At 60.1% G+C, this 18,785-nt stretch carries 19 protein-coding genes, 1 pseudogene and 1 riboswitch; of the genes and pseudogenes, 10 read left to right on the forward strand and 10 right to left on the reverse strand.

Going from position 1 to position 18,785, the window contains the following annotated elements; genetic code table 11:
- Positions 1-39 precede the first annotated feature (39 nt).
- Positions 40-756: a 5,6-dimethylbenzimidazole synthase gene (gene bluB, locus ACI2KA_RS13210; protein WP_404502700.1), complete on the forward strand. Its 717-nt coding sequence runs from the start codon at positions 40-42 to the stop codon at positions 754-756.
- A 107-nt stretch (positions 757-863) separates the two neighbouring features.
- Here the strand turns inward: bluB and ACI2KA_RS13215 are convergent, their stop codons facing one another.
- Positions 864-1,964 (reverse strand): DUF2865 domain-containing protein, encoded by a 1,101-nt coding sequence (locus tag ACI2KA_RS13215; protein ID WP_404502702.1) that lies wholly within the window; start codon positions 1,962-1,964, stop codon positions 864-866.
- 136 nt (positions 1,965-2,100) lie between these two features.
- Positions 2,101-4,416, reverse strand: coding sequence for an NADP-dependent malic enzyme (locus ACI2KA_RS13220; protein WP_404502704.1), 2,316 nt, complete (start codon positions 4,414-4,416; stop codon positions 2,101-2,103).
- Positions 4,417-4,643: 227 nt separating this feature from the next.
- Between ACI2KA_RS13220 and ACI2KA_RS13225 the strand changes: the two genes are divergently transcribed.
- On the forward strand, positions 4,644-5,483 hold the full coding sequence (locus ACI2KA_RS13225) for a UDP-2,3-diacylglucosamine diphosphatase (RefSeq protein ID WP_404502706.1): 840 nt from the start codon (positions 4,644-4,646) through the stop codon (positions 5,481-5,483).
- A 299-nt stretch (positions 5,484-5,782) separates the two neighbouring features.
- On the opposite strand, the gene dgcA is transcribed toward ACI2KA_RS13225, so the two are convergent.
- Positions 5,783-6,766, reverse strand: a complete 984-nt coding sequence (dgcA, locus tag ACI2KA_RS13230) for an N-acetyl-D-Glu racemase DgcA (protein WP_404502708.1) — start codon at positions 6,764-6,766, stop codon at positions 5,783-5,785.
- Positions 6,767-6,909: 143 nt separating this feature from the next.
- Between dgcA and ACI2KA_RS13235 the strand changes: the two genes are divergently transcribed.
- The 5 genes and pseudogenes from ACI2KA_RS13235 to ACI2KA_RS13255 form a co-directional block, all read left to right on the forward strand.
- Positions 6,910-8,070, forward strand: a complete 1,161-nt coding sequence (locus ACI2KA_RS13235) for an ABC transporter permease (protein ID WP_404502710.1) — start codon at positions 6,910-6,912, stop codon at positions 8,068-8,070.
- Between the two features lie 40 nt (positions 8,071-8,110).
- The gene (locus ACI2KA_RS13240; RefSeq protein ID WP_404502988.1) at positions 8,111-8,917 is read left to right on the forward strand and encodes an ABC transporter ATP-binding protein; all 807 of its coding nucleotides are present in this window, start codon (positions 8,111-8,113) and stop codon (positions 8,915-8,917) included.
- An 8-nt stretch (positions 8,918-8,925) separates the two neighbouring features.
- Positions 8,926-10,296: an MlaD family protein gene (locus tag ACI2KA_RS13245; RefSeq protein ID WP_046798383.1), complete on the forward strand. Its 1,371-nt coding sequence runs from the start codon at positions 8,926-8,928 to the stop codon at positions 10,294-10,296.
- Positions 10,297-10,311: 15 nt separating this feature from the next.
- Positions 10,312-10,917, forward strand: a complete 606-nt coding sequence (locus ACI2KA_RS13250; RefSeq protein ID WP_404502713.1) for an ABC-type transport auxiliary lipoprotein family protein — start codon at positions 10,312-10,314, stop codon at positions 10,915-10,917.
- Between the two features lie 58 nt (positions 10,918-10,975).
- A pseudogene (locus ACI2KA_RS13255) lies at positions 10,976-11,095 on the forward strand (dienelactone hydrolase); the annotation flags it as partial.
- A 30-nt stretch (positions 11,096-11,125) separates the two neighbouring features.
- Here ACI2KA_RS13255 and ACI2KA_RS13260 read toward each other — a convergent pair.
- Positions 11,126-11,560 carry a PACE efflux transporter gene (locus ACI2KA_RS13260; protein ID WP_404502715.1) on the reverse strand — a complete coding sequence of 145 codons (435 nt, stop codon included), beginning with the start codon at positions 11,558-11,560 and terminating at the stop codon, positions 11,126-11,128.
- Positions 11,561-12,241: 681 nt separating this feature from the next.
- Between ACI2KA_RS13260 and ACI2KA_RS13265 the strand changes: the two genes are divergently transcribed.
- Positions 12,242-12,493, forward strand: coding sequence for a hypothetical protein (locus ACI2KA_RS13265; protein WP_046798386.1), 252 nt, complete (start codon positions 12,242-12,244; stop codon positions 12,491-12,493).
- Positions 12,494-12,610: 117 nt separating this feature from the next.
- Here the strand turns inward: ACI2KA_RS13265 and ACI2KA_RS13270 are convergent, their stop codons facing one another.
- The 4 genes from ACI2KA_RS13270 to ACI2KA_RS13285 form a co-directional block, all read right to left on the reverse strand.
- A complete protein-coding gene (locus tag ACI2KA_RS13270; protein ID WP_404502717.1) occupies positions 12,611-12,799 on the reverse strand; it encodes a hypothetical protein in 189 nt (62 codons plus the stop codon).
- A 288-nt stretch (positions 12,800-13,087) separates the two neighbouring features.
- Positions 13,088-13,318, reverse strand: a complete 231-nt coding sequence (locus ACI2KA_RS13275; RefSeq protein WP_404502719.1) for a hypothetical protein — start codon at positions 13,316-13,318, stop codon at positions 13,088-13,090.
- A 202-nt stretch (positions 13,319-13,520) separates the two neighbouring features.
- On the reverse strand, positions 13,521-13,772 hold the full coding sequence (locus ACI2KA_RS13280) for a hypothetical protein (RefSeq protein ID WP_404502721.1): 252 nt from the start codon (positions 13,770-13,772) through the stop codon (positions 13,521-13,523).
- A 178-nt stretch (positions 13,773-13,950) separates the two neighbouring features.
- Positions 13,951-14,283, reverse strand: coding sequence for a hypothetical protein (locus ACI2KA_RS13285; protein ID WP_404502723.1), 333 nt, complete (start codon positions 14,281-14,283; stop codon positions 13,951-13,953).
- 373 nt (positions 14,284-14,656) lie between these two features.
- On the opposite strand from ACI2KA_RS13285, the gene ACI2KA_RS13290 reads away from it, so the two are divergent.
- Entirely contained in the window at positions 14,657-15,091 is a 435-nt protein-coding gene (locus ACI2KA_RS13290) for a hypothetical protein (RefSeq protein WP_404502725.1), read from the forward strand.
- Between the two features lie 161 nt (positions 15,092-15,252).
- Here ACI2KA_RS13290 and ACI2KA_RS13295 read toward each other — a convergent pair whose 3' ends face one another.
- Entirely contained in the window at positions 15,253-16,284 is a 1,032-nt protein-coding gene (locus ACI2KA_RS13295) for a methionine synthase (RefSeq protein WP_404502727.1), read from the reverse strand.
- Positions 16,285-16,311: 27 nt separating this feature from the next.
- The gene (locus ACI2KA_RS13300) at positions 16,312-17,295 is read right to left on the reverse strand and encodes a DUF1852 domain-containing protein (RefSeq protein WP_404502990.1); all 984 of its coding nucleotides are present in this window, start codon (positions 17,293-17,295) and stop codon (positions 16,312-16,314) included.
- A 354-nt stretch (positions 17,296-17,649) separates the two neighbouring features.
- A riboswitch (cobalamin riboswitch) is annotated at positions 17,650-17,859 on the forward strand.
- Between the two features lie 98 nt (positions 17,860-17,957).
- On the opposite strand from ACI2KA_RS13300, the gene ACI2KA_RS13305 reads away from it, so the two are divergent.
- Entirely contained in the window at positions 17,958-18,785 is an 828-nt protein-coding gene (locus ACI2KA_RS13305; RefSeq protein WP_404502729.1) for an acyl-CoA thioesterase, read from the forward strand.

The following is an 18,785-nucleotide window of genomic DNA, read 5'->3' on the forward strand; positions in this document are numbered from 1 at the left end:
GTTTCGGCACCCGCGCGCCCGCATTGTTGGGGTTAAACGATGCCGACCGATCCGTCCGCTGGCAATTCACTACGAGCCGATCCATGCGATCATGCGCTTTCGCCCGCCCGCCCGTTTTCCGGCGAGGAGCGCGAGGCGATCTACCGCGCCATCGAGACGCGCCGCGATGTGCGCGACCAGTTCCTGCCCGATCCGCTGCCGGACGAGCTTGTCGAGCGTCTCCTGAATGCGGCGCATTCGGCGCCTTCCGTCGGTTTCATGCAGCCGTGGAACTTCACCCTCGTCACCGATGGCGCGGTGCGGCAGGCGGCCTTCGTGGCCTTCAGCCGCGCCAATGAAGAGGCGGCGGCGATGTTTCAAGGCGAGCAGCAGACGCTTTATCGCAGTCTGAAGCTCGAAGGCATCCGCAAGGCGCCGCTCAGCATCTGCGTCACCTGCGATCCCACCCGCGGCGGCAAGGTGGTGCTGGGCCGCACCCACAATCCGCGCACGGATGTCTATTCCACCGTCTGCGCCATCCAGAATCTCTGGCTCGCCGCCCGCGCCGAAGGCATCGGCGTCGGCTGGGTCAGCATCTTTCATGACAGCGACATTCGCACCATTCTGGAAATCCCCGGGCATATCGAAATCGTCGCCTGGCTGTGCCTTGGCCGGGTCAACGAACTTTACACCGAACCGGAACTGGCGGTGAAGGGCTGGCGCCAGCGCGTGCCGTTGGAGGAGCTGGTGTTCCGCAACCGCTGGGGTGGGGTGTAAAAACAGAGCTCCGTGAATGCGGCGGGGCGTTGCCGCCTTTTCTTCTCCCGGCCCGGGAGAAGAAGCAAGTGGTGTCCGCTCGCGTCACAACGGGTGTATGATGGGCGTTATTGCTGCGGCTGCGCGCCTTTCAGCGCCGGATTCTTCAGGTCGATCCGCCCCGTCTGGTCGGGCAGGAATTTCGGGCCGATGACGCGCACCCTGGTATCGTTCGGATCATAGTCGCGTTCAGGAATTGGTTGCTCCGGCGGCTTTGCCGCCTGCTGTTCAACGGGTTTCCGGGGTTTGTCACCCTGCGGTGATGGAATGGTGGTGATGCTGGAATAGGGCTTTTCGGTCTGCGGCCGGGCGGCTTCTTCCTGTTTCTGCATGTCCTGATGATAGGCGGCCATGTTGCAGGCGCAGCCGGGGACCTTGGTCGAAGAATTGCGGTAGGCGAAGGCGGTCGGCAGGTCCCTGTAGGGTCTGCCGGTCTCGGCAGACACCATGTCGGCGGTTTCCTGGTCCGTCATGGAGTGGAAATACAGCTCGGTCTGTGTGCCCGGGCACATTTTCTGGCACTGCTCCGCCTGGGCGCGAAAATCGAGCGGCGAGGCATTGGAGGCGATCGGGAAAAACGAGCCGTCGCAGGTGCGCACGCAGAGTGTGCGCAGGCCGCCCTCGGCAGCGGCGCCGGGATAGGGTGAAAGCCCGGCCTGTCCCGGCTCACCGCCGTTCTGTCGGAAGGCATCGGGGTAACGCGTCACATGGGGGGCCTGCGGCAGTTGCGTGTCCGTTTCCGGCATCGCGCTGCAGCCATTGGCATCGAGCGCGGCGAGAATGCGCTGGCGCCTGATGTCGCCGTCGTCACTGCGCGCCGCCGCCATGGCATCGTCCCGGTCGCGGATGATCGCGTCGCGTTCGGCTTCGGCATCCGCAAGCGCATCGCCGATCTCGGCGCAGAGGCCGGCATTGGGATTGCCGTAAACGATGACGCTGCCCGACGAGCAGCCATAGCTGCGCAGGTCGTTCCTGATCTTGCGGATGACGATGTTCTGGCGGGCGAGCGCATTGGCGTAGCGCCGCACCTCGGCCGTATTGCCGACGACACGTGGCGGCTCGCGCAATTGCGCATAAAGCGTGTCGCAGACCTGATCCGCGAAAGCGGCGGCCGGAGCGAAAAGAGCAAGGGGAAGCAGGAGGCCGATGATGCGGCTGCGCCGGGTCAATTGTGCGATCCGTTCGATGTCCCCGGCCGGTGGCAGGGGCGTTATACTTCACGAAATCCGTGTTTCAGGAAGATAACATAGGCTGTCGCCGCGATGCGGCAACAGCCTGTTCAAAATTGCGTTAATGCCGCCTCTATCACACCGAAGGATGCGAGGCCTGCACCACGGCGAAGGCCGCCATGTTGACGACGCCGCGCGAGGTGACGCTGGGCGACAGGATGTGGGCGGGCAGGGCCGTGCCGAGCAGGATCGGGCCGACATGCAGGCCCTCCGTCAGCGTGCGGGTCACGCCGAGCGTGATGTTGGCGGCATCGAGGTTCGGGAAGACCAGGAGGTTGGCTTCGCCGGTCAGCACGCTGTTGGGCATGGCGCGCTTGCGCAGCGCTTCGGACAATGCCGAGCCGCCCTGCATTTCGCCGTCCACTTCCAGTTCCGGCGCCGCCGCCTGCACGATCTTGAGCGCGCGGCGCATCTTGCGGGCGCTTTCGGAATCGCGCGAGCCGAAATTGGAATGGCTGGCGAGCGCGATCTTCGGCGTGATGCCGAAGCGGCGGATTTCCCTGGCCGCGAGAATGGCCATTTCCGCCACTTCTTCCGAGGTCGGATCATTATTGACGAAGGTATCGGTCAAAAACAGCGCGCCCTGCTGGGTGATGAGCAGGCTGAGGCCGGCGAAGGAGCGCACGTTCTCCTGTTTGCCGATGATCTGGTTCACGTCGCGCAGATGCCGGTCGTAACGGCCTTCGAGGCCGCAGATCAGCGCATCCGCTTCGCCGCGTTTTACCGAGAGCGCGCCGATGACGGTGGAGTTTGTGCGCACGATGGTGCGTGCGGCTTCCGGATTGATGCCGGCGCGGCCGACAAGGGCGAAATAATCATCGACATAATCGCGGTAGCGCGGATCGTCTTCCGGATTGACCACGGCGAAATCCGCATGCGGGCGGATGCGCAGGCCGAAACGCTTCAGGCGCGTTTCGATGATCTGCGGACGGCCGATGAGGATCGGAATGCCGGTGCCCTCTTCAAGCAGCACCTGGGCGGCGCGCAGCACGCGTTCGTCTTCGCCTTCGGCAAAGATGATGCGCTTCTTTTCGGCGGCTTTCGCGGCATTGAAGACCGGCTTCATGATGAAGCCGGAGCGCCAGACGAAACGGTTCAGCTGGTCGAGATAGGCTTCGAAATCGGTGATCGGCCGGGCGGCGACGCCGCTTGCGGCGGCCGCGCGGGCAACGGCGGGCGCAATGCGCAGGATAAGGCGCGGATCGAAGGGCGAGGGGATGAGGTAGGTCGGGCCGAAGACCGGCGTCTCGCCGCTATAGGCTTTTGCCGCGACTTCGGAGACTTCCTCGCGCGCCAACTCGGCGATGGCCTGCACGGCGGCCATCTTCATTTCTTCATTGATCGTGGTTGCGCCGCAATCCAGCGCGCCGCGGAAAATATAGGGGAAGCAGAGAACGTTGTTCACCTGGTTCGGGAAGTCCGAACGGCCGGTGCAGATCATCGCGTCCGGGCGGGCGGCGCGCGCCGCTTCCGGCATGATTTCCGGATTGGGGTTGGCAAGCGCCAGGATCAGCGGATTTTCGGCCATGCGCTCCAGCAGTTCCGGCTTCAGGACGCCGGCGGCGGATAGGCCGAGGAAGACATCCGCGCCGTCGATCGTTTCGGCCAGCACGCGCTTGTCGGTCTTCTGGGCGTAGACTTCCTTCCACTCGTCCATCAGCACGTTGCGGCCGTCATAAACGAGGCCTTCGATGTCGTGGACCCAGATATTTTCCTTGGCCGCGCCCATGGAGACGAGCAGGTTGAGGCAGGCAAGCGCCGCCGCGCCGGCGCCGGAGGCGACGATCTTGACGCTGGACAGCGACTTGCCGGCCAGTTCCAGCGCATTGGTGACGGCGGCGGCGACGATGATCGCGGTGCCGTGCTGGTCGTCGTGGAAGACCGGGATGTTCATCTTCGCGCGCAGCTGGCGTTCCACCTCGAAACATTCCGGCGCCTTGATGTCCTCAAGGTTGATGCCGCCGAAGGTCGGCTCCAGCGCTGCGATGGTCGACACCATGTCGTTGATGCCGGGCGCGTCGATCTCGATGTCGAAGACGTCGATGCCGGCGAATTTCTTGAAGAGGACGGCCTTGCCTTCCATGACAGGCTTGGAAGCGAGCGGGCCGATATTGCCAAGGCCAAGCACCGCCGTGCCGTTGGAAATGACGGCGACGAGATTGGCGCGGGCGGTATAATCCGCCGCCATCTCCGGATTTTCATGGATGGCGAGGCAGGGGGCGGCGACGCCCGGCGAATAGGCCAGTGCGAGATCGCGCTGGTTGCCGAGCGGCTTGGTGGCCTGGATTTCCAGCTTGCCGGGGCGCGGATAGCGGTGGAAAAAGAGCGCCTGTTCCTCGATGTCGGCCTTTGCCGTGTTGGCGGGCGTGTTGTTCTTATCGTGAGAGGTCATTTTCCACCGTCATGTCTAATTGCGTCTGGTGGCCCTGAATACAACAAACTTCCCCGCGGTACAGCCGTTATTTGCCGCAGGCTCATGCAAATGCGCGCATGGCTTATTCGCGTTTTCGTGAAGCGGATCGTCATATTCCATACAAAAAACCGCCTCTGTCATGTTGCTGAAACACGAGTCTGGTTCTGAGAGGTGAGAAAGCCGCAGGGACGCAACCGAACAGGGGGATGAAATCCGTGGCCGGTCAAATCGAAACCAGACAGTTCAGAACGCTTTTCATTTCGGATGTTCATCTCGGCTCCAAGGCGGCCAAGACGGACTATCTGCTCGACTTCCTGAAATATCACGAGGCCGAGACGATCATCCTCGTCGGCGACATCGTCGATGGCTGGCGCCTGCGCCGCAGCTGGTACTGGCCGCAGGGCTGCAACGACGTTGTGCAGAAGCTGTTGCGCAAGGCGCGCAAGGGAACGCGCATCGTCTATATTCCCGGCAATCACGATGAATTCCTGCGGGAATTCCCCGGCATGCATTTCGGCGGCATCGAAGTAGCCGAGCGCATGATCCACGAGGCGGCCGACGGCAAGAAATACCTCGTCATCCATGGCGACGAATTCGACGTGGTGGTGCGCAACGCCCGCCTGCTCGCCTATCTCGGCGACTGGGCCTATGACGCGGCCATCGCCATCAACATCGCCATCGCCGCCGTGCGCCGCCGCATCGGCCTGCCTTACTGGTCGTTTTCGGCCTGGGCCAAGCTGCAGGTCAAGCACGCCGTCAACTTCATCGGCGAATTCCAGCGCGTGGTGGCCGACGAGGCGCGGCGCAACAATGTCGATGGCGTGATCTGTGGGCACATCCACCATGCTGTCATGGAAGACATGGATGGCATTCGCTACATCAACACCGGCGACTGGGTGGAAAGCTGCACGGCGATCGCTGAAAATGCCGATGGCAGCTTCGAGCTGATCACCTGGATGCAGACGAGCGACGTGACCGCCGAGCAGGCATCGGACGAGATGGAACCGGTGGATATTCCGGGGTTGATCGGCAAGCATGCGGCCTGAGTTGGGGCGTTTGTTTGGGCGGATGGTAGGCCCACCTGTAAACGAAGTGTTTGGCAAAAATTGTAGCATCCGCATACCGTCATCCCGGCCCTGAGCCGGGATCCAGTGCGATCAAGTCTTTGATCGCGTAAGATCTATTTCTCACGGCGCAGACGCGCCGTGGCTGGATGCCGGATCAGGTCCGGCATGACGGAGGTGAGGCTTTAAAGCCTTCTCAGTAACCTTTCGGTGAGGCACCGGAGAGATGGTGCGAATGCAGCCTCTCGACACCACCCCAGTGCGGACCTTTAGCGAGAGTTCTACCCCCACAATTCCGCTTTCGCCGGATAAACCAGCGAACCCTCATAAACCAGCCCCGGCGTACGATCCTCAGCCAGCAGCAGCGGCCCGTCGAGATCGGCGAAGGCCGTGCCTTGTGCGGCGAATACGGCGGGCGCCATGCCGAGCGAGGTGCCGAGCATGCAGCCGACCATGATGGTGAAGCCGAGCCGCTCTGCCTCCGCCTTCATGACGAGCGCTTCGGTCAGGCCGCCGGTCTTGTCGAGCTTGATGTTGATCGCATCGTAGCGGTCGCGCAGACCGGCGAGGTCCCTTGTCGAATGCACGCTTTCATCGGCGCAGATCAGCACCGGATGGTCGATGCGGGACAGGATGGCGTCCTTGCCGGCGGGCAGCGGCTGTTCGATCAGCGATATCTTCAGTTCCGCCGCAAGCCGCAGATAATATTCGATATTATCGTCGTTCCAGCCCTCATTGGCGTCGATGATGATGCGCGCCTCGGGCGCCGCGGCGCGCACGACCCGCAGGCGGGCCTCGTCATCGGCGGTGCCGGTCTTGATCTTCAGGAGCGGGCGGCCGGCGTTCTCCGCGGTCTTTGCGGCCATGGTCTGCGGGTCGGCGAGCGAAATCGTATAGGCGGTGACGAGCGGTTGTGCCGCCCGTGCCAGAACCTGCTCGGCGACGCTCCTGCCGCTTATCTTGGCTTCGAGGTCCCAGAGCGCGCAATCTACCGCATTGCGGGCCGCACCCGGCTTCATCGCCTGCTGCAGCTCCTGCCGCGTCAGGCCGACGGCAATCCGCTCGGCCATCGCCTCTATATCGGCCAGCACGCCTTCGATGCTCTCCCCGTAACGCGGATAGGGCACACATTCGCCTCTGCCGGTGAAGGAACCATCACGGATGATGCACGTTACGACATCCGCATGTGTGCGGGTGCCGCGTGAAATGGTGAAGCTGCCGGCGACGGGAAAACGTTCTGTTGTGGCTTGCAGGTAACGGGGCATGTTTTTTCACTTCCGATTGGGCGGCAAAAGACACATGACGCCAAATTTATCACGAATTGTCGGCCGTCACTGTGGCTTGCCGGAGGCCAAAACGTTATGAAACCTTTAAGAATCTCGTGACGGCTGCACTCGCTCGGAGCATTATGCAAGAACAGGACACACGGCAACAGGCGAACCCGGCCGCTATCACCGAAGACGGTTCCGTCTCCGGCGGGGGCTTTCGTTATGTCATGAGCGGCTCCTGGCGCAACAGCAATCTCTCCGGAATTTTCGAAAACCTGGACAGGATCGAAAAAGGCAAACCTGCGGGTGCGGTGGAGATCGATCTTTCCGCCGTGGAGGCGATCGACACCACCGGCGCATGGATCATCCAGCGCCTGCGCAAGGATCTGGAGGCGAATGGCGCAACCGTCACGCTCACCGGCAACGACCGCATCGAGGACGTGATCGGCCAATTGCCCGACAGGGCCGAGCTTGAGGCGGAGCCGGTCGTCCGCGAAGGGCTGGTGGAGCGCATCTTTGCGCCGATCGGCAAGGCCGTGGTGCAGAACGGCGCGGATTTCCTGGCGGGCATGTATATTCTCGGCTCCGCGGTGCGCGGCGCGCAGATGAAGCTGGGGCGCGGGCGCGGCGTCTCGCCGGCGGCGATCGTCAACCAAATCGACCATATGGGCGTGCGCGCCGTGCCGATCATCATGCTGATGTCGTTCCTGATCGGGGCGATCATCGCCCAGCAGGGCGCGTTCCAGCTCAGATATTTCGGTGCGGAAGTCTTCGTCGTCGATCTGGTCGGCATTCTGCAATTGCGCGAAATCGGCGTTCTCTTGACCGCGATCATGATCGCCGGCCGCTCCGGCAGCGCCATCACGGCGGAAATCGGCTCGATGAAGATGCGCGAGGAGATCGACGCGCTGAAGGTCATCGGCCTCAACCCGGTGGGCGTGCTGGTGTTTCCGCGGCTGGTGGCGCTGACCATCGCGCTGCCGCTTTTGACCATTCTCGCCAATTTTGCAGCGCTTTTCGGCGCGGCCATCGTGGCCTTTGCCTATTCCGGCATTACCTTCGAGGTGTTCCTGTCGCGCCTGCATGGCGCGGTCGAGGAATCGACCATTGCCGCCGGCATGATCAAGGCGCCGTTCATGGCGCTCATCATCGGCATCGTCGCGGCGGTGGAAGGCATGAAGGTGGGCGGTTCGGCGGAATCGCTCGGCCAACACGTCACCTCCTCGGTGGTGAAGTCGATCTTCGTCGTCATTCTCGTGGATGGTCTTTTCGCCATCTTCTACGCAGCCATCGATTTTTAGGGAGGGCGCGTTGGAACAGGCGGAACAGAACCGGGAGCAGATGAAAAAGGACAGGGACGGGCGCGAAGTTGTGCTTTCCGTCGAGGGCGTGACCGTCGGTTTCAACGGCCGGAACGTGCTGGAAAATCTCGACCTCGATGTCTATCGCGGTGAAATCCTCGGCTTTATCGGGCCATCAGGCGCTGGCAAATCCGTGTTGATGCGGGCGATCTTGCGGCTCCTGCCGCGGCAGGCGGGTGCGATCCGCATTCTCGGCACCGATTACGACAAGGCGAGCGAAGACGACCGCATGATGCTCGACCAGCGGCTCGGCGTGCTGTTCCAGCAGGGCGCGCTGTTTTCCGGCCTGACGGTGAAGGAAAACATCCAGCTGCCGATGCGGGAATATCTGGACCTGCCGAAGAAGCTGATGGACGAGCTCGCCTATCTCAAGATCGAGATGGTGGGGCTGAAGCCCGATGCCGGCGACAAATACCCATCCGAGCTTTCCGGCGGCATGATCAAGCGCGCCGCGCTCGCCCGGGCGCTGTCGCTCGATCCCGACCTCGTTTTCCTCGATGAGCCGACTTCCGGCCTCGATCCCATCGGGGCGGCGGAATTTGATATGCTGATCGCACGCTTGCGTGATTCGCTCGGCCTGACCGTCTATATGGTGACGCACGATCTCGACAGCCTGTTCTCCGTCTGTGACCGCATTGCGGTTCTCGGCCAGAAGAAGGTGCTGGTGGAAGGGACATTGCAGGACATGTTCGCCTGCGACGACCCTTGGGTGCAGTCCTATTTCCGCGGCAAACGGGCGCGCTCTGTCGTTCTTCCGGACGGCAAACATGAAAATCCGGTGGAGTAACAAGAAGCATGGAAACCAAGGCGAATTACACCATAGTCGGAATTTTCACGCTGATCGTGATCGCCGCCGCATTCGGCTTCGTTTACTGGATGGCGGAATTCGGCCGTGGCGGCCCGACGGCGCAGCTTGTCGTGCGTATTCCCGGCTCCGCCAACGGCCTTTCGGTCGGTTCTCCGGTGCGCTTCAACGGTATTCCCGTCGGCACCGTGCGCGGGCTTGCCATCGACCGTGACGATCCGGCCTATTCCATCGCTTTCACCGAAGTGCAGGCGGATGCGCCGGTTTTCCCTTCCACACGCGCCGTGCTTGAAATTCAGGGCCTGACCGGCGCTGCCTATATCGAGCTTTCCGGCGGCAACAAGGATGGCGAGCGCATTCTGCAGAAAGCCGTCGAAAGCGGCGTTCCCGCCGAGCTGACGGCCGATCTTTCGAGCGTCACCAACCTGCTTGCCACCGCCGACAAGATTTTGAAACGCGCCGATGGCGCGATCGGTGAATTGCAGGGTTTCGTGCAGGATGCGCGTGGCCCGCTGACGCAGACGGTGCGCAATGCCGAAAAATTCTCCGATGCGCTGGCGGCCAATTCCGATGGCATCAAGAATTTCATCGCCAGCCTCAGCTCGCTGTCCACCACCGTGCAGTCTGTCTCGGTGCGTCTCGACGGCACGCTGACCGCCATCGAGGATCTGGTAAAGGCGGTGGATGCCGGCAAGATCGATTCCATCCTGTCGAATGTCGACAAGGTGACGAAGGATGTGGCGTCGGCTTCGAGCGATATTCAGGGCATCATGGAAACGGTGCAGAGCACGGCCCGCAATTTCGAGGCGGCGAGCACGGAAGTGCAGACCGTGGTGAAGCGCGCGGATGAGCTTCTCGCCTCCGTCGATCCCGCCAAGGTCAGCACCGTGGTCGGCGATGTTTCCGCCGCGACCGCCGATGCGCGCGATGCGGTGGCGAACTTCAAGCGGATTGCCGATGATGTCGGTGCCCGCCGCGCCGATATCGACCAGGCGGTTTCCGACTTTACCGACATGGGCCGCAAGCTGAACCTCGCCTCCAGCCGCGTTGACGGCATTCTTGCCAAGGTGGACGGCATGCTCGGCACCGATGACGCCAATTCGCTGTTTGCCAAGGCGCGCGAGACGCTGACCTCGTTCAAGGCCGTGGCCGACAATCTCAATGCCCGCATCGGGCCGATCGCCGACAATCTGACCCGTTTCTCCAGCTCGGGCCTCAAGGATTTCCAGGCGCTGATCGGCAGCACGCGGCAGACGGTCGACAATCTCAACAACGCCATCACCAATATCGACCGCGATCCGCAACGGTTGATTTTCGGCGGCGAAACCGTGAAACAATATGACGGCAGAACAAGGCGTTAAGAGGGGTATGGGCCAATGAGACGATCGATGAACGGCCAAAGGCGCCGCGCCCTCATTCTGGCTCCGCTGTTGGCCGCCTTGATGGCGGGCTGCGCGGGTGCACCGAAGAACGACACGTTCGATCTCTCCGTGTCTTCGGCCACTGTCGCGCAGGGGCCTTCGCTGAAAGGCAGGCAGTTGCTGATTGCCGATCCGACAGCCTTGAAGGCGCTGGACAGCGAAAACATCGTGGTGCGGCTTTCCGGCTCGGAAGTGCAATATCTCGGCAATTCGCAATGGAGCGACCGCCTGCCGCGCATGGTGCAATCCAAGCTGGTGGAAGCCTTCGAGGATACCGGCAAGCTTGGCGGCGTCGGCCGGCCGGGGCAGGGGCTGGCAATCGACTATCAGGTCGTGACCGATATCCGCGCCTTCGAGATCGATACGGCAAGGAATGTCGCCAATATCGAAATCTCGGTGAAGCTGCTGAACGACCGCAACGGCACGGTGAAGGCGCAGGAGGTGTTCCGCGCCGGCGCCCGCGTCAGCGGTTCCGGCAACGCCAATTTCGTGAAGGCGCTGGACCAGGCCTTTGCCGCGGCGACGCGGGAGATCGTGGCCTGGACGCTGAAATCGCTTTAAGCGTCCGGCCGTCATTTCCGCAAGAGAAACCACGCGCTGTTCAGCTTGTTGTGGATGGCCGGCTGAAATGGCAAGGGTTGCGCCCCTGAACGGCGATGCGCCCGGTTTTGACCGGGCAGAGTTTCATCGCGGTTTCAACGCCGATGTCGTCAGCTTTTTCAAGGCCTCGCTGCACTGAAGTCCCACCGCCTTTAGCCGTGGCCGCCAATCAGGCGGCGTCCTGCGCCTGCCATTCCGGCAGCGGGAAAATCCGGTCGTAGCTCCAGTTGAAGACAAAAGCATAGACCACGTAAAACAGCGCAAACGAGATATCCATCACCAGTGCATGGGCGAGGCTGATGCCGAGATACCAGGCGATGAAGGGCATGAGCACGATCAGCAGGCCGAGTTCGAACAGAATGGCATGGGCGACGCGGATGGCGGGCGTTTTCAACGTCGTGCCCTTCAGGCGCTGCATGGCGTGGTCGAAGCCCAGATTGTAAAGATAGTTCCAGGCGGTGGCGAGGGTGGCGCTGACAAGGCCGACAATGCCGATATCTTCCATCGGCATATGGAACAAAAGCGCGCCAAGCGGCACGATAAGCAGAAGGCCGATGATTTCAAAACTGAGGGCATGGCGGATACGATCGGGCAGGGAACGCATTTCATTCTCCGGTATGTGACCGGGCCGTCCCGCATGCTGTCGCCATAATGGCCGAGGTCGTCCTCGCGCTGAGGCATATAAAGCCTTTGGGTGGGTTTTTCAAGGATCATGCATCAGGGGCATCGGATATGGCGGGGTGCGCGCCGCGTGTTTCTTCTCCCGAGGCGAAGACGTCCATGGGTAGCGGGATGAGGCGGGCGAGCAAGCGGACTATCGCTGAGCTTGCCCGCTCATCCGGCCCTTCGGCAACCTTCGCCCCGGCGGAGAGAAGACCCAAGAGGCGGCGCTGTGACCTCTTGCGGCGGCAACGAAACCGCAGCGCGGAACAAGAACGGCGCTTTTTCGTTATCGCTCATGGAAGGAGGCGCGCCATGCAGCAGAATTCCTCTGAAGGAAGAACGATCAAGGCCGCCAACACGGCAAAGGTTTCGACTTACACGCCAAGCCTCATTTCCCTCAAGGGAAGTTACGTGGCGATGATATTTCGCAGGCCGCTTTGCCGAAATCCGCTGGATGTGCGGAAAAAATAAGGGCGAGGGCATTTTCCCGTCGCTCCCACGCACATCCAAGACGACGACTGCCGACATGATCGAGTGCTTTAGATGTCTCTAAAGTGTGATTTTCAATCCGGCTCGTCTCCACCTAGACTGGAGATTGCCATAAAAGCGAAGGGAGAATGACATGAAATCAGTTCTCATTATCGCCGCTGTCTTTGGTTTTTCCGCCAGTGCAGCGCTTGCGGAATGCGCGGGTCATGAAAAGATCAACGCTTCCGTTCCTGCCGTCGACCGTGAATTCAAAACTGCCAGCATCGTTCCGCCGACGGAGCCGGTGGACAAGCCTGTCGTCATCCTGAAAAAGACCGACCGCCTTCCCGCGGCAACGGTTGCGACGACCGGTGAGCCCGAGGCCGCCATGCAACGCATGCAATAAGATAGGACAAAAACGTCCTTATTCTGAAAATCCCGTGCGCGAGGCGATCCGCACGGGATTTGTTTTGAGGGCAGGCGGCAAAGCAGGCGGCCCTGTACCGCTGTTTTTCACCGGCCCCTAGCTGTCCAGTTTCAGTGACAGCTGTTTCGGGTCGCTCTTCTTTTTCAGGACGTAAAGCGGCCGGGTAATGATGACTTCCGTACGCCGCTGCAGCTCGCGGCGCCGCTCCAGGGCGCGTTCACGCATGTCGCGGGAACGGGCGACCACGGACAGGGCGTTTTCTATGGCTGCGTCTGCTGTATTCATCGCTGACCTCCATAATGTTCACTTTATGTTCTCATTATCGGGCACTTGTGTCAACACTGTGGCAGCCTTTGCGTGCACGCAGTCGAGGAGGGGGGCGGGAAGCAGCGGGCAACGGCGCGCCGGCCGCATCCGGCCGAATCCGACCGGTTTCGCGCCCAGGCGGCCGCGGCCATGGCGACGCCGATTGTCCCGGCGTCACGATGTGGGACCTCGGGGCCTGCCATGTCTGATTTTTCAATGGGGTTGTGGTGGTGCCGGGCGTCGATCCGTCCCGGCTCGGGCAAGCCGTCAGGAGAGGGGGCGTTGGTCCGGCGCCGGGATGCCGCCTGCGGACATCATGTCGGTGAGATGCTCGCTGGCGAGCGCGACAATGGCGAGCGCCGCCTGCTGGCGGTTCCAGCCGGCATGTTCGGCTTTTTGGATCAGTCCCTCGATGGAGGGTTCCAGCGCGAATTGGCATTCGGCCTGATAGTCCATGGTATCGATCGAAAGCGACGGGGAATTGATTGCGGCCCGCATCGTTTGGTCTCCCTGTTTTCCGTCATGTCCATCAAACGCCAAACGCAAATCGGAACATGCACATTCAGAGGCCGGTGATACAGGGTATGCTTTACAGTCCCACATATCACTGGCAGCGAATCCCCCAGCAGGCGGAGTTAACGGCAAGTGCCGATCGCTGTCAACGAACGTGCGGTGGCGATGATGCCGCCCTGCGCTTTTTTCAGAGTCTGCCATTGCGGAAGGGCTTTCGCCGCCAGACCAGCAGCGCCATGACGTAAAGGGCAAAAAGCACGAACCATGTGACCGGAAGCACCATAAAAAGCGCCGCATAAGCACAGTTTCCCTCAAAGCAGGCGCCGAGAAGCCCGGAATCGGCAAGCGCCGCCGATACCAGAAAGGCACATATCCCGCTTCCAACCGCGCCGAGGACGAAAAGCAATATGTTGATGAGCAATCTCATGGTCCCGATCATAAGGACGATTGAGACAGCTTTGGGGACGAGGGCGGCGCGGCAACGCCTATAATCATCGTTCCGGCGGTTTTGCGCGGCTTCATTGCCGCCGGAAGACGGGCAGCTTGCCAGGCTGCCTGTCAGGCCGGCCGCCGCTGCGAGCCCCGCTCTGATGGGGCGGGGCCGCATTGGTATTGCTTTATTCGGTGATGGTATATTCGCCGAGTTCGCAGAGGTCCTGCGTATCCTCGAGGTCCTCCAGCGCATCGCCCTGGAATTCGAAGCGCATGTCATATTTGCAGACGCTGCGGCCATCGGCGATGGTGATCTCCATCGTTTCGCCCGGACCAAGCGCCTTCTTTCCGAATACGTCGTCTTCCCAGTCATCTACGCCGACCGGCGATGTGTAGAAGGCGTTGAGAACAGAACCTGTTCCGTTCTTCAGCGTGAAGACAAGGTCTTCCGCCTGCGCCGCGCCGGCAGCCGTCATCGCTGCGCCAAACAATGCCGTCGCTATCCATTTTGATGTCATGATGTCCCCCTTTGCCGAATGTTGCGGCAGGCAATGCATACAGCCAAACCGGTGGCGCGCAATGCAAATCGTCGCCCTTGGTTAAAACGTGAGGCTGTATTTATGGATTGTATTATAATGTTCTACATTTATTCAATAAATAATGGATTTATAATTATTAACTCATGATTTCATATGTGTATTTTTATGAATTTACGTTTGTATTTTTATTTTTGATATTATTTTATTGTGATATCGATGTATATTTTCTGTTGTTTTCTTCGTGTTTTCCGATATCTGATTTATTCAATATTTATTATTCCAAGATTTTTTCTAGAAATATTTTGGCCGTCCGACAGCCCGGCGGACCGCTTCCCGATAAAGGATATTGGATTTGATCAATCGTTTCTCCGCGTCTTATTGTTTCAGACTATCCGGTCTCGTGGTGTCGAGCATCCTGATCGGAGGTGTTGTGACGCAGGCGGGCCAGTCGCGAATCTGCAAGGACCCGACACCTGCCGGTAATCTCAACGACATGTTCGACGCGATCTATGCCTGCTGGGTGCCGCCGGAAGACACCGAGGGGCTGGTGGTGACGCTGCGCTTCATTCTGCACAAGGACGGGCAGATACGGGGCAAGGTGTTGGTGATTGCCGCCCGCCCTCAGGAGGAGAGCCCGAGACGGCAGGCTTTTATCGAGTCCGCCATCAATGCCGTAAAGCAGGCAGCACCCGTTCCTTTCACGGAGGAATTCGGAAGCCGCGTTGCCGGCCGGCCGCTGGAGCCGCGCTTCATCGGGACAAAAGGCGCATCGGAAACGAGGTTATAGACCCTGCGGAGAGCTGAGCCCCCGGCGCGGTTGCGCGATCCCGGCATTGGTGACGAGAGGTGGCGCCTGCCGGTGCGCAAGCGCTGCCGGCGACGGGCAATCGCATAAGTCGGCCGCCAGGGCGACGCCGTCGTCGTCCCGGCGGCAAAGCGCGGTCATTGTCATGAGGCCGAGAGTTCTTTTCGGACGATTTCCGCGCCTGCGCTCAAGGCCTGCAGCTTGCCTCTCGCTACCCGGCGAGACAGGGGGGCCATGCCGCAGTTGGTGCATGGGCAAAGCTTGTCGGCATCTACAAATTGAAGGGCTTTTCGCAGCGTGGCGGCCACTTCCTCCGGCGTTTCAATGGTATTGCTTGCGACATCGATGGCCCCAACCATCACTTTCTTGCCTCGAACAAGTTCGATGAGATCCATTGGAACGTGAGAGTTGTGGCATTCCAGCGAAATCATGCCAATGCTGGATTTCTGCAGCTTGGGGAAAGATTCCTCATATTGCCGCCACTCGGATCCCAACGTCTTTTTCCAGTCCGTGTTGGCCTTGATGCCGTAACCATAGCAAATATGCACGGCGGTTTCGCATTTGAGCCCTTCGATCGCCTTTTCCAGTGTGGCGACACCCCAGTCATTCACCTCGTCGAAGAAGACATTGAATGCGGGTTCGTCGAACTGGATGATATCGACACCGGCAGCCTCCAGTTCCCGGGCCTCCTGATTGAGAATTCCGGCGAATTCCCAGGCCAGCTTTTCGCGGCTCTTATAGTGGTCGTCATAGAGCGTATCGATCATGGTCATCGGACCCGGCAGAGCCCATTTGATGGGCTGCTTGGTCTGCTGACGCAGAAACCTGGCGTCTTCGACAAAAACCGATTTTGGGCGAGACACGGCGCCGACGACGGTCGGAACGCTGGCATCATAGCGATCCCGAATTCTCACCGTCTCGCGTTTTTCAAAATCGACCCCGTCGAGGTGCTCGATGAATGTCGTGACAAAATGCTGGCGCGTCTGCTCGCCATCGCTGACGATATCGATGCCTGCCTGTCGTTGATCGTCCAGCGATAGGCGCAGCGCATCCTGCTTGCCCTCGATCAATTCCTCATCCTGCAATTTCCAGGGGGACCAGAGTTTCTCGGGCTGCGCAAGCCAGGAGGGCTTCGGCAAGCTGCCGGCGGTTGAGGTAGGCAACAGTCTTTTCATGAAAGGCGACCTTATGCTTTCGGTTCGTCAAAGAAGGGAGGGGGAAGACCACTGTTCGAGAATGGTCCTGTAGGGTTTGATGAAGTGCTCCTCAGCGAACCTTCCCTGTTCAACGGCCAGCCGGCTACGTTCTTCGCGGTCATAGACGACGCGAGTGAGGGAGTAATCCGAGTGCTTCAGATTTGGCTGATAACAAGCGCCCGCTGCCGAATTGGCATTGTAGATCTCCGGCCGGTAGATCTTTTGAAACGTCTCCATCGTGCTGATGGTGCTGATGAGTTCGAGATTGGTGTAATCACCGGGAAGATCGCCGAGAAAATAGAAGGCCAAAGGTGCTACGCTGTCCGCAGGCATGAAATAGCGAACCCGTAGTCCCATTTTCTGGAAATAACGATCGGTAGAAGACAATTCATTCTGCTGGTACTCAACGCCCAATACCGGATGCCGATTGGCAGTTCGACGGTATGTCTTGCTGCTTGAGGCGCTCAGGCAAATGACGGGCGGCTTGGCAAAATGCTTTCTGTAAGCATCCGAGCTCAGGAAGCTCTTAAACAGGTTCCCGTGCAGGTCGCCGAAATTGACCGGAATACTGAATTCCGGTCGGTTCTCGTTGTGCGCCGGCAGCACGACACTGAAGTCGTAATCGCGGACATAGGAGGAAAAATTATTCCCCGCGATACCCTCGATGCGTTCATTTCTCTCGCGATCAACGATATTCGTCCTCAATATTTCAATCAACGGGAAAGCGTCATCATTGCCGCCCGCACCCATCCTCATCTCGACCGAAATGATGTCGAGTTCGACGGAATAGCGATCCGCTTCGGGATTATCCCAATGCGCCAGGGCGTTGAAACGATTGTCGATCATTCTCAAGGCGTTGCGGAGGTTCTCCCGGCGGTTTTCCCCTCTCGCCAGATTGGCGAAATTCGTCGTGATCCGCGTATTGTCCGCGGGACGGTAATCTTCATTGAAGGGAATTATCCTGATATCAAAATTAAAGTCGCTATTCATCACGATCCGAACCTAACTATCCCAGACTGATCCCGAATTGAGGGTTCAGGGTAACTCGGACATTGGTTTCCATTACCTCAGCCGGGAGCCTTTGTGCTTTCAACGCCAAGAGCGATGGGCGCTTTATGCCTGACGCGTCGATCGAGTAACAATGGTATTATCTCACGCAAGCATGAGCCTCGTTCATGGTTGGGCGCGAATGTCGAAACCAAGCGGTATTGAAGTGACGGCCTGCCGGCAGACCGTCGCGACGATGCCCGGCGCCGGGCTGAAACATTGTCGGCTTTCAATTTCCTCACAATCGCATCCGTCGCATTCCCGTCATGGATGTCTTGACCATGTCGACGACATGCGACATTGGTTTGTCATCGTGGTTCTGCGGGCGAAAGTCCGGAGCTAAGAGGGAATTCGGTAGGGTTTCGTTTGAAGCCTGAAGCCGAAGCTGCCCCCGCAACTGTAAGCGGCGAGCGAAAGTCCATTCATGTCACTGAGGCGTGCCTCGGGAAGGCGGACGGAAGCAACGACCCGCAAGCCAGGAGACCTGCCGCGATAGATAACGTCCACGGGCGGGGTGTCCCGGAGTGCCGCTTTTGCGATTGGCGCTCGTGTGCCGTCGTCTCTGCGTCATGCCGCTGCCCGGCCGCAACCTGATGGCAGTTCCGATGACACGTAGAGATGCGACCGACCGTTATGAATCCACAACCCGGCTCATTGATATCGTCTTTCCCGGTGATACCAATCATCACGGAACCCTGTTCGGAGGAACGGGCCTCGCCCTCATGGACCGCGTCGCCTTCATTGCGGCGACCCGGTTCGGGCGGACGCCCTTCGTGACAGCCTCCTGCGAACGTATCGATTTCCGGCAGCCGGCACGCGTCGGCCATATCATCGAATTCACGGCGAGGCCCGTCAAGGCCGGACGCCGTTCCCTGACGGTCGAGGTCGACATGGTGGCGGAAACCATTATCGGTCACCAGCGACATATCTGTACGCGCGGCATCTTCCATATGGTCGCGATACCGCAGGGTGAGGGCGCCGCGCACTATGCCTTGCCCGAACTCGTTCCCGAGGAAGCGCCGGAACGGAATGATGCCGTTGCCATGGTCGAGATCGTCTTTCCGGATCAGGCAAACGGCGCCGGCCGGATGTTCGGGGGCGAAGCGATCGCCTATATGACCAAAGCCGCCTTCGTTGCAGCTTCGCGCTACGCCGGCAGGCTGGTGGTGCTGGCCTCATCCGAGCGCATCGATTTCGCAAGGTCTATCGGGATCGGCGAAATTGTCGAGGCGAGGGCACGTGTCAGTCGCGTGGGCCGCAGTTCCCTGTCGATCGAGACAAAACTCTGGTCCGAACACCTTCTGACGGGCGAGAGGCACATTACCGCCACCGGGCACTTCACAATGGTTGCGGTCGATAAAGACCACCGGCCGGCCCCTATCCGCGACAACGCACCGGCAGAGGTCGTTTCCCCTGGCGAAGGAGGGGCATGA

Source organism: Agrobacterium sp. NPDC089420, from assembly GCF_044900305.1.
GTDB lineage: Bacteria > Pseudomonadota > Alphaproteobacteria > Rhizobiales > Rhizobiaceae > Agrobacterium.

What these genes read in the sequence shown, in the direction of transcription:
- ACI2KA_RS13265 (WP_046798386.1), top strand. Translation starts at nt 12,242, where the DNA reads ATGAAATCAGTTCTCATTATCGCCGCTGTCTTTGGTTTTTCCGCCAGT.
- ACI2KA_RS13285 (WP_404502723.1), bottom strand. Translation starts at nt 14,283, where the DNA reads ATGACATCAAAATGGATAGCGACGGCATTGTTTGGCGCAGCGATGACG.
- ACI2KA_RS13270 (WP_404502717.1), bottom strand. Translation starts at nt 12,799, where the DNA reads ATGAATACAGCAGACGCAGCCATAGAAAACGCCCTGTCCGTGGTCGCC.
- bluB (WP_404502700.1), top strand. Translation starts at nt 40, where the DNA reads ATGCCGACCGATCCGTCCGCTGGCAATTCACTACGAGCCGATCCATGC.
- ACI2KA_RS13305 (WP_404502729.1), top strand. Translation starts at nt 17,958, where the DNA reads ATGACACGTAGAGATGCGACCGACCGTTATGAATCCACAACCCGGCTC.
- ACI2KA_RS13220 (WP_404502704.1), bottom strand. Translation starts at nt 4,416, where the DNA reads ATGACCTCTCACGATAAGAACAACACGCCCGCCAACACGGCAAAGGCC.
- ACI2KA_RS13225 (WP_404502706.1), top strand. Translation starts at nt 4,644, where the DNA reads ATGAAATCCGTGGCCGGTCAAATCGAAACCAGACAGTTCAGAACGCTT.
- ACI2KA_RS13240 (WP_404502988.1), top strand. Translation starts at nt 8,111, where the DNA reads ATGAAAAAGGACAGGGACGGGCGCGAAGTTGTGCTTTCCGTCGAGGGC.
- ACI2KA_RS13300 (WP_404502990.1), bottom strand. Translation starts at nt 17,295, where the DNA reads ATGAATAGCGACTTTAATTTTGATATCAGGATAATTCCCTTCAATGAA.
- ACI2KA_RS13245 (WP_046798383.1), top strand. Translation starts at nt 8,926, where the DNA reads ATGGAAACCAAGGCGAATTACACCATAGTCGGAATTTTCACGCTGATC.
- ACI2KA_RS13250 (WP_404502713.1), top strand. Translation starts at nt 10,312, where the DNA reads ATGAGACGATCGATGAACGGCCAAAGGCGCCGCGCCCTCATTCTGGCT.
- ACI2KA_RS13235 (WP_404502710.1), top strand. Translation starts at nt 6,910, where the DNA reads ATGCAAGAACAGGACACACGGCAACAGGCGAACCCGGCCGCTATCACC.
- ACI2KA_RS13275 (WP_404502719.1), bottom strand. Translation starts at nt 13,318, where the DNA reads ATGCGGGCCGCAATCAATTCCCCGTCGCTTTCGATCGATACCATGGAC.
- ACI2KA_RS13280 (WP_404502721.1), bottom strand. Translation starts at nt 13,772, where the DNA reads ATGATCGGGACCATGAGATTGCTCATCAACATATTGCTTTTCGTCCTC.
- ACI2KA_RS13295 (WP_404502727.1), bottom strand. Translation starts at nt 16,284, where the DNA reads ATGAAAAGACTGTTGCCTACCTCAACCGCCGGCAGCTTGCCGAAGCCC.
- ACI2KA_RS13260 (WP_404502715.1), bottom strand. Translation starts at nt 11,560, where the DNA reads ATGCGTTCCCTGCCCGATCGTATCCGCCATGCCCTCAGTTTTGAAATC.
- dgcA (WP_404502708.1), bottom strand. Translation starts at nt 6,766, where the DNA reads ATGCCCCGTTACCTGCAAGCCACAACAGAACGTTTTCCCGTCGCCGGC.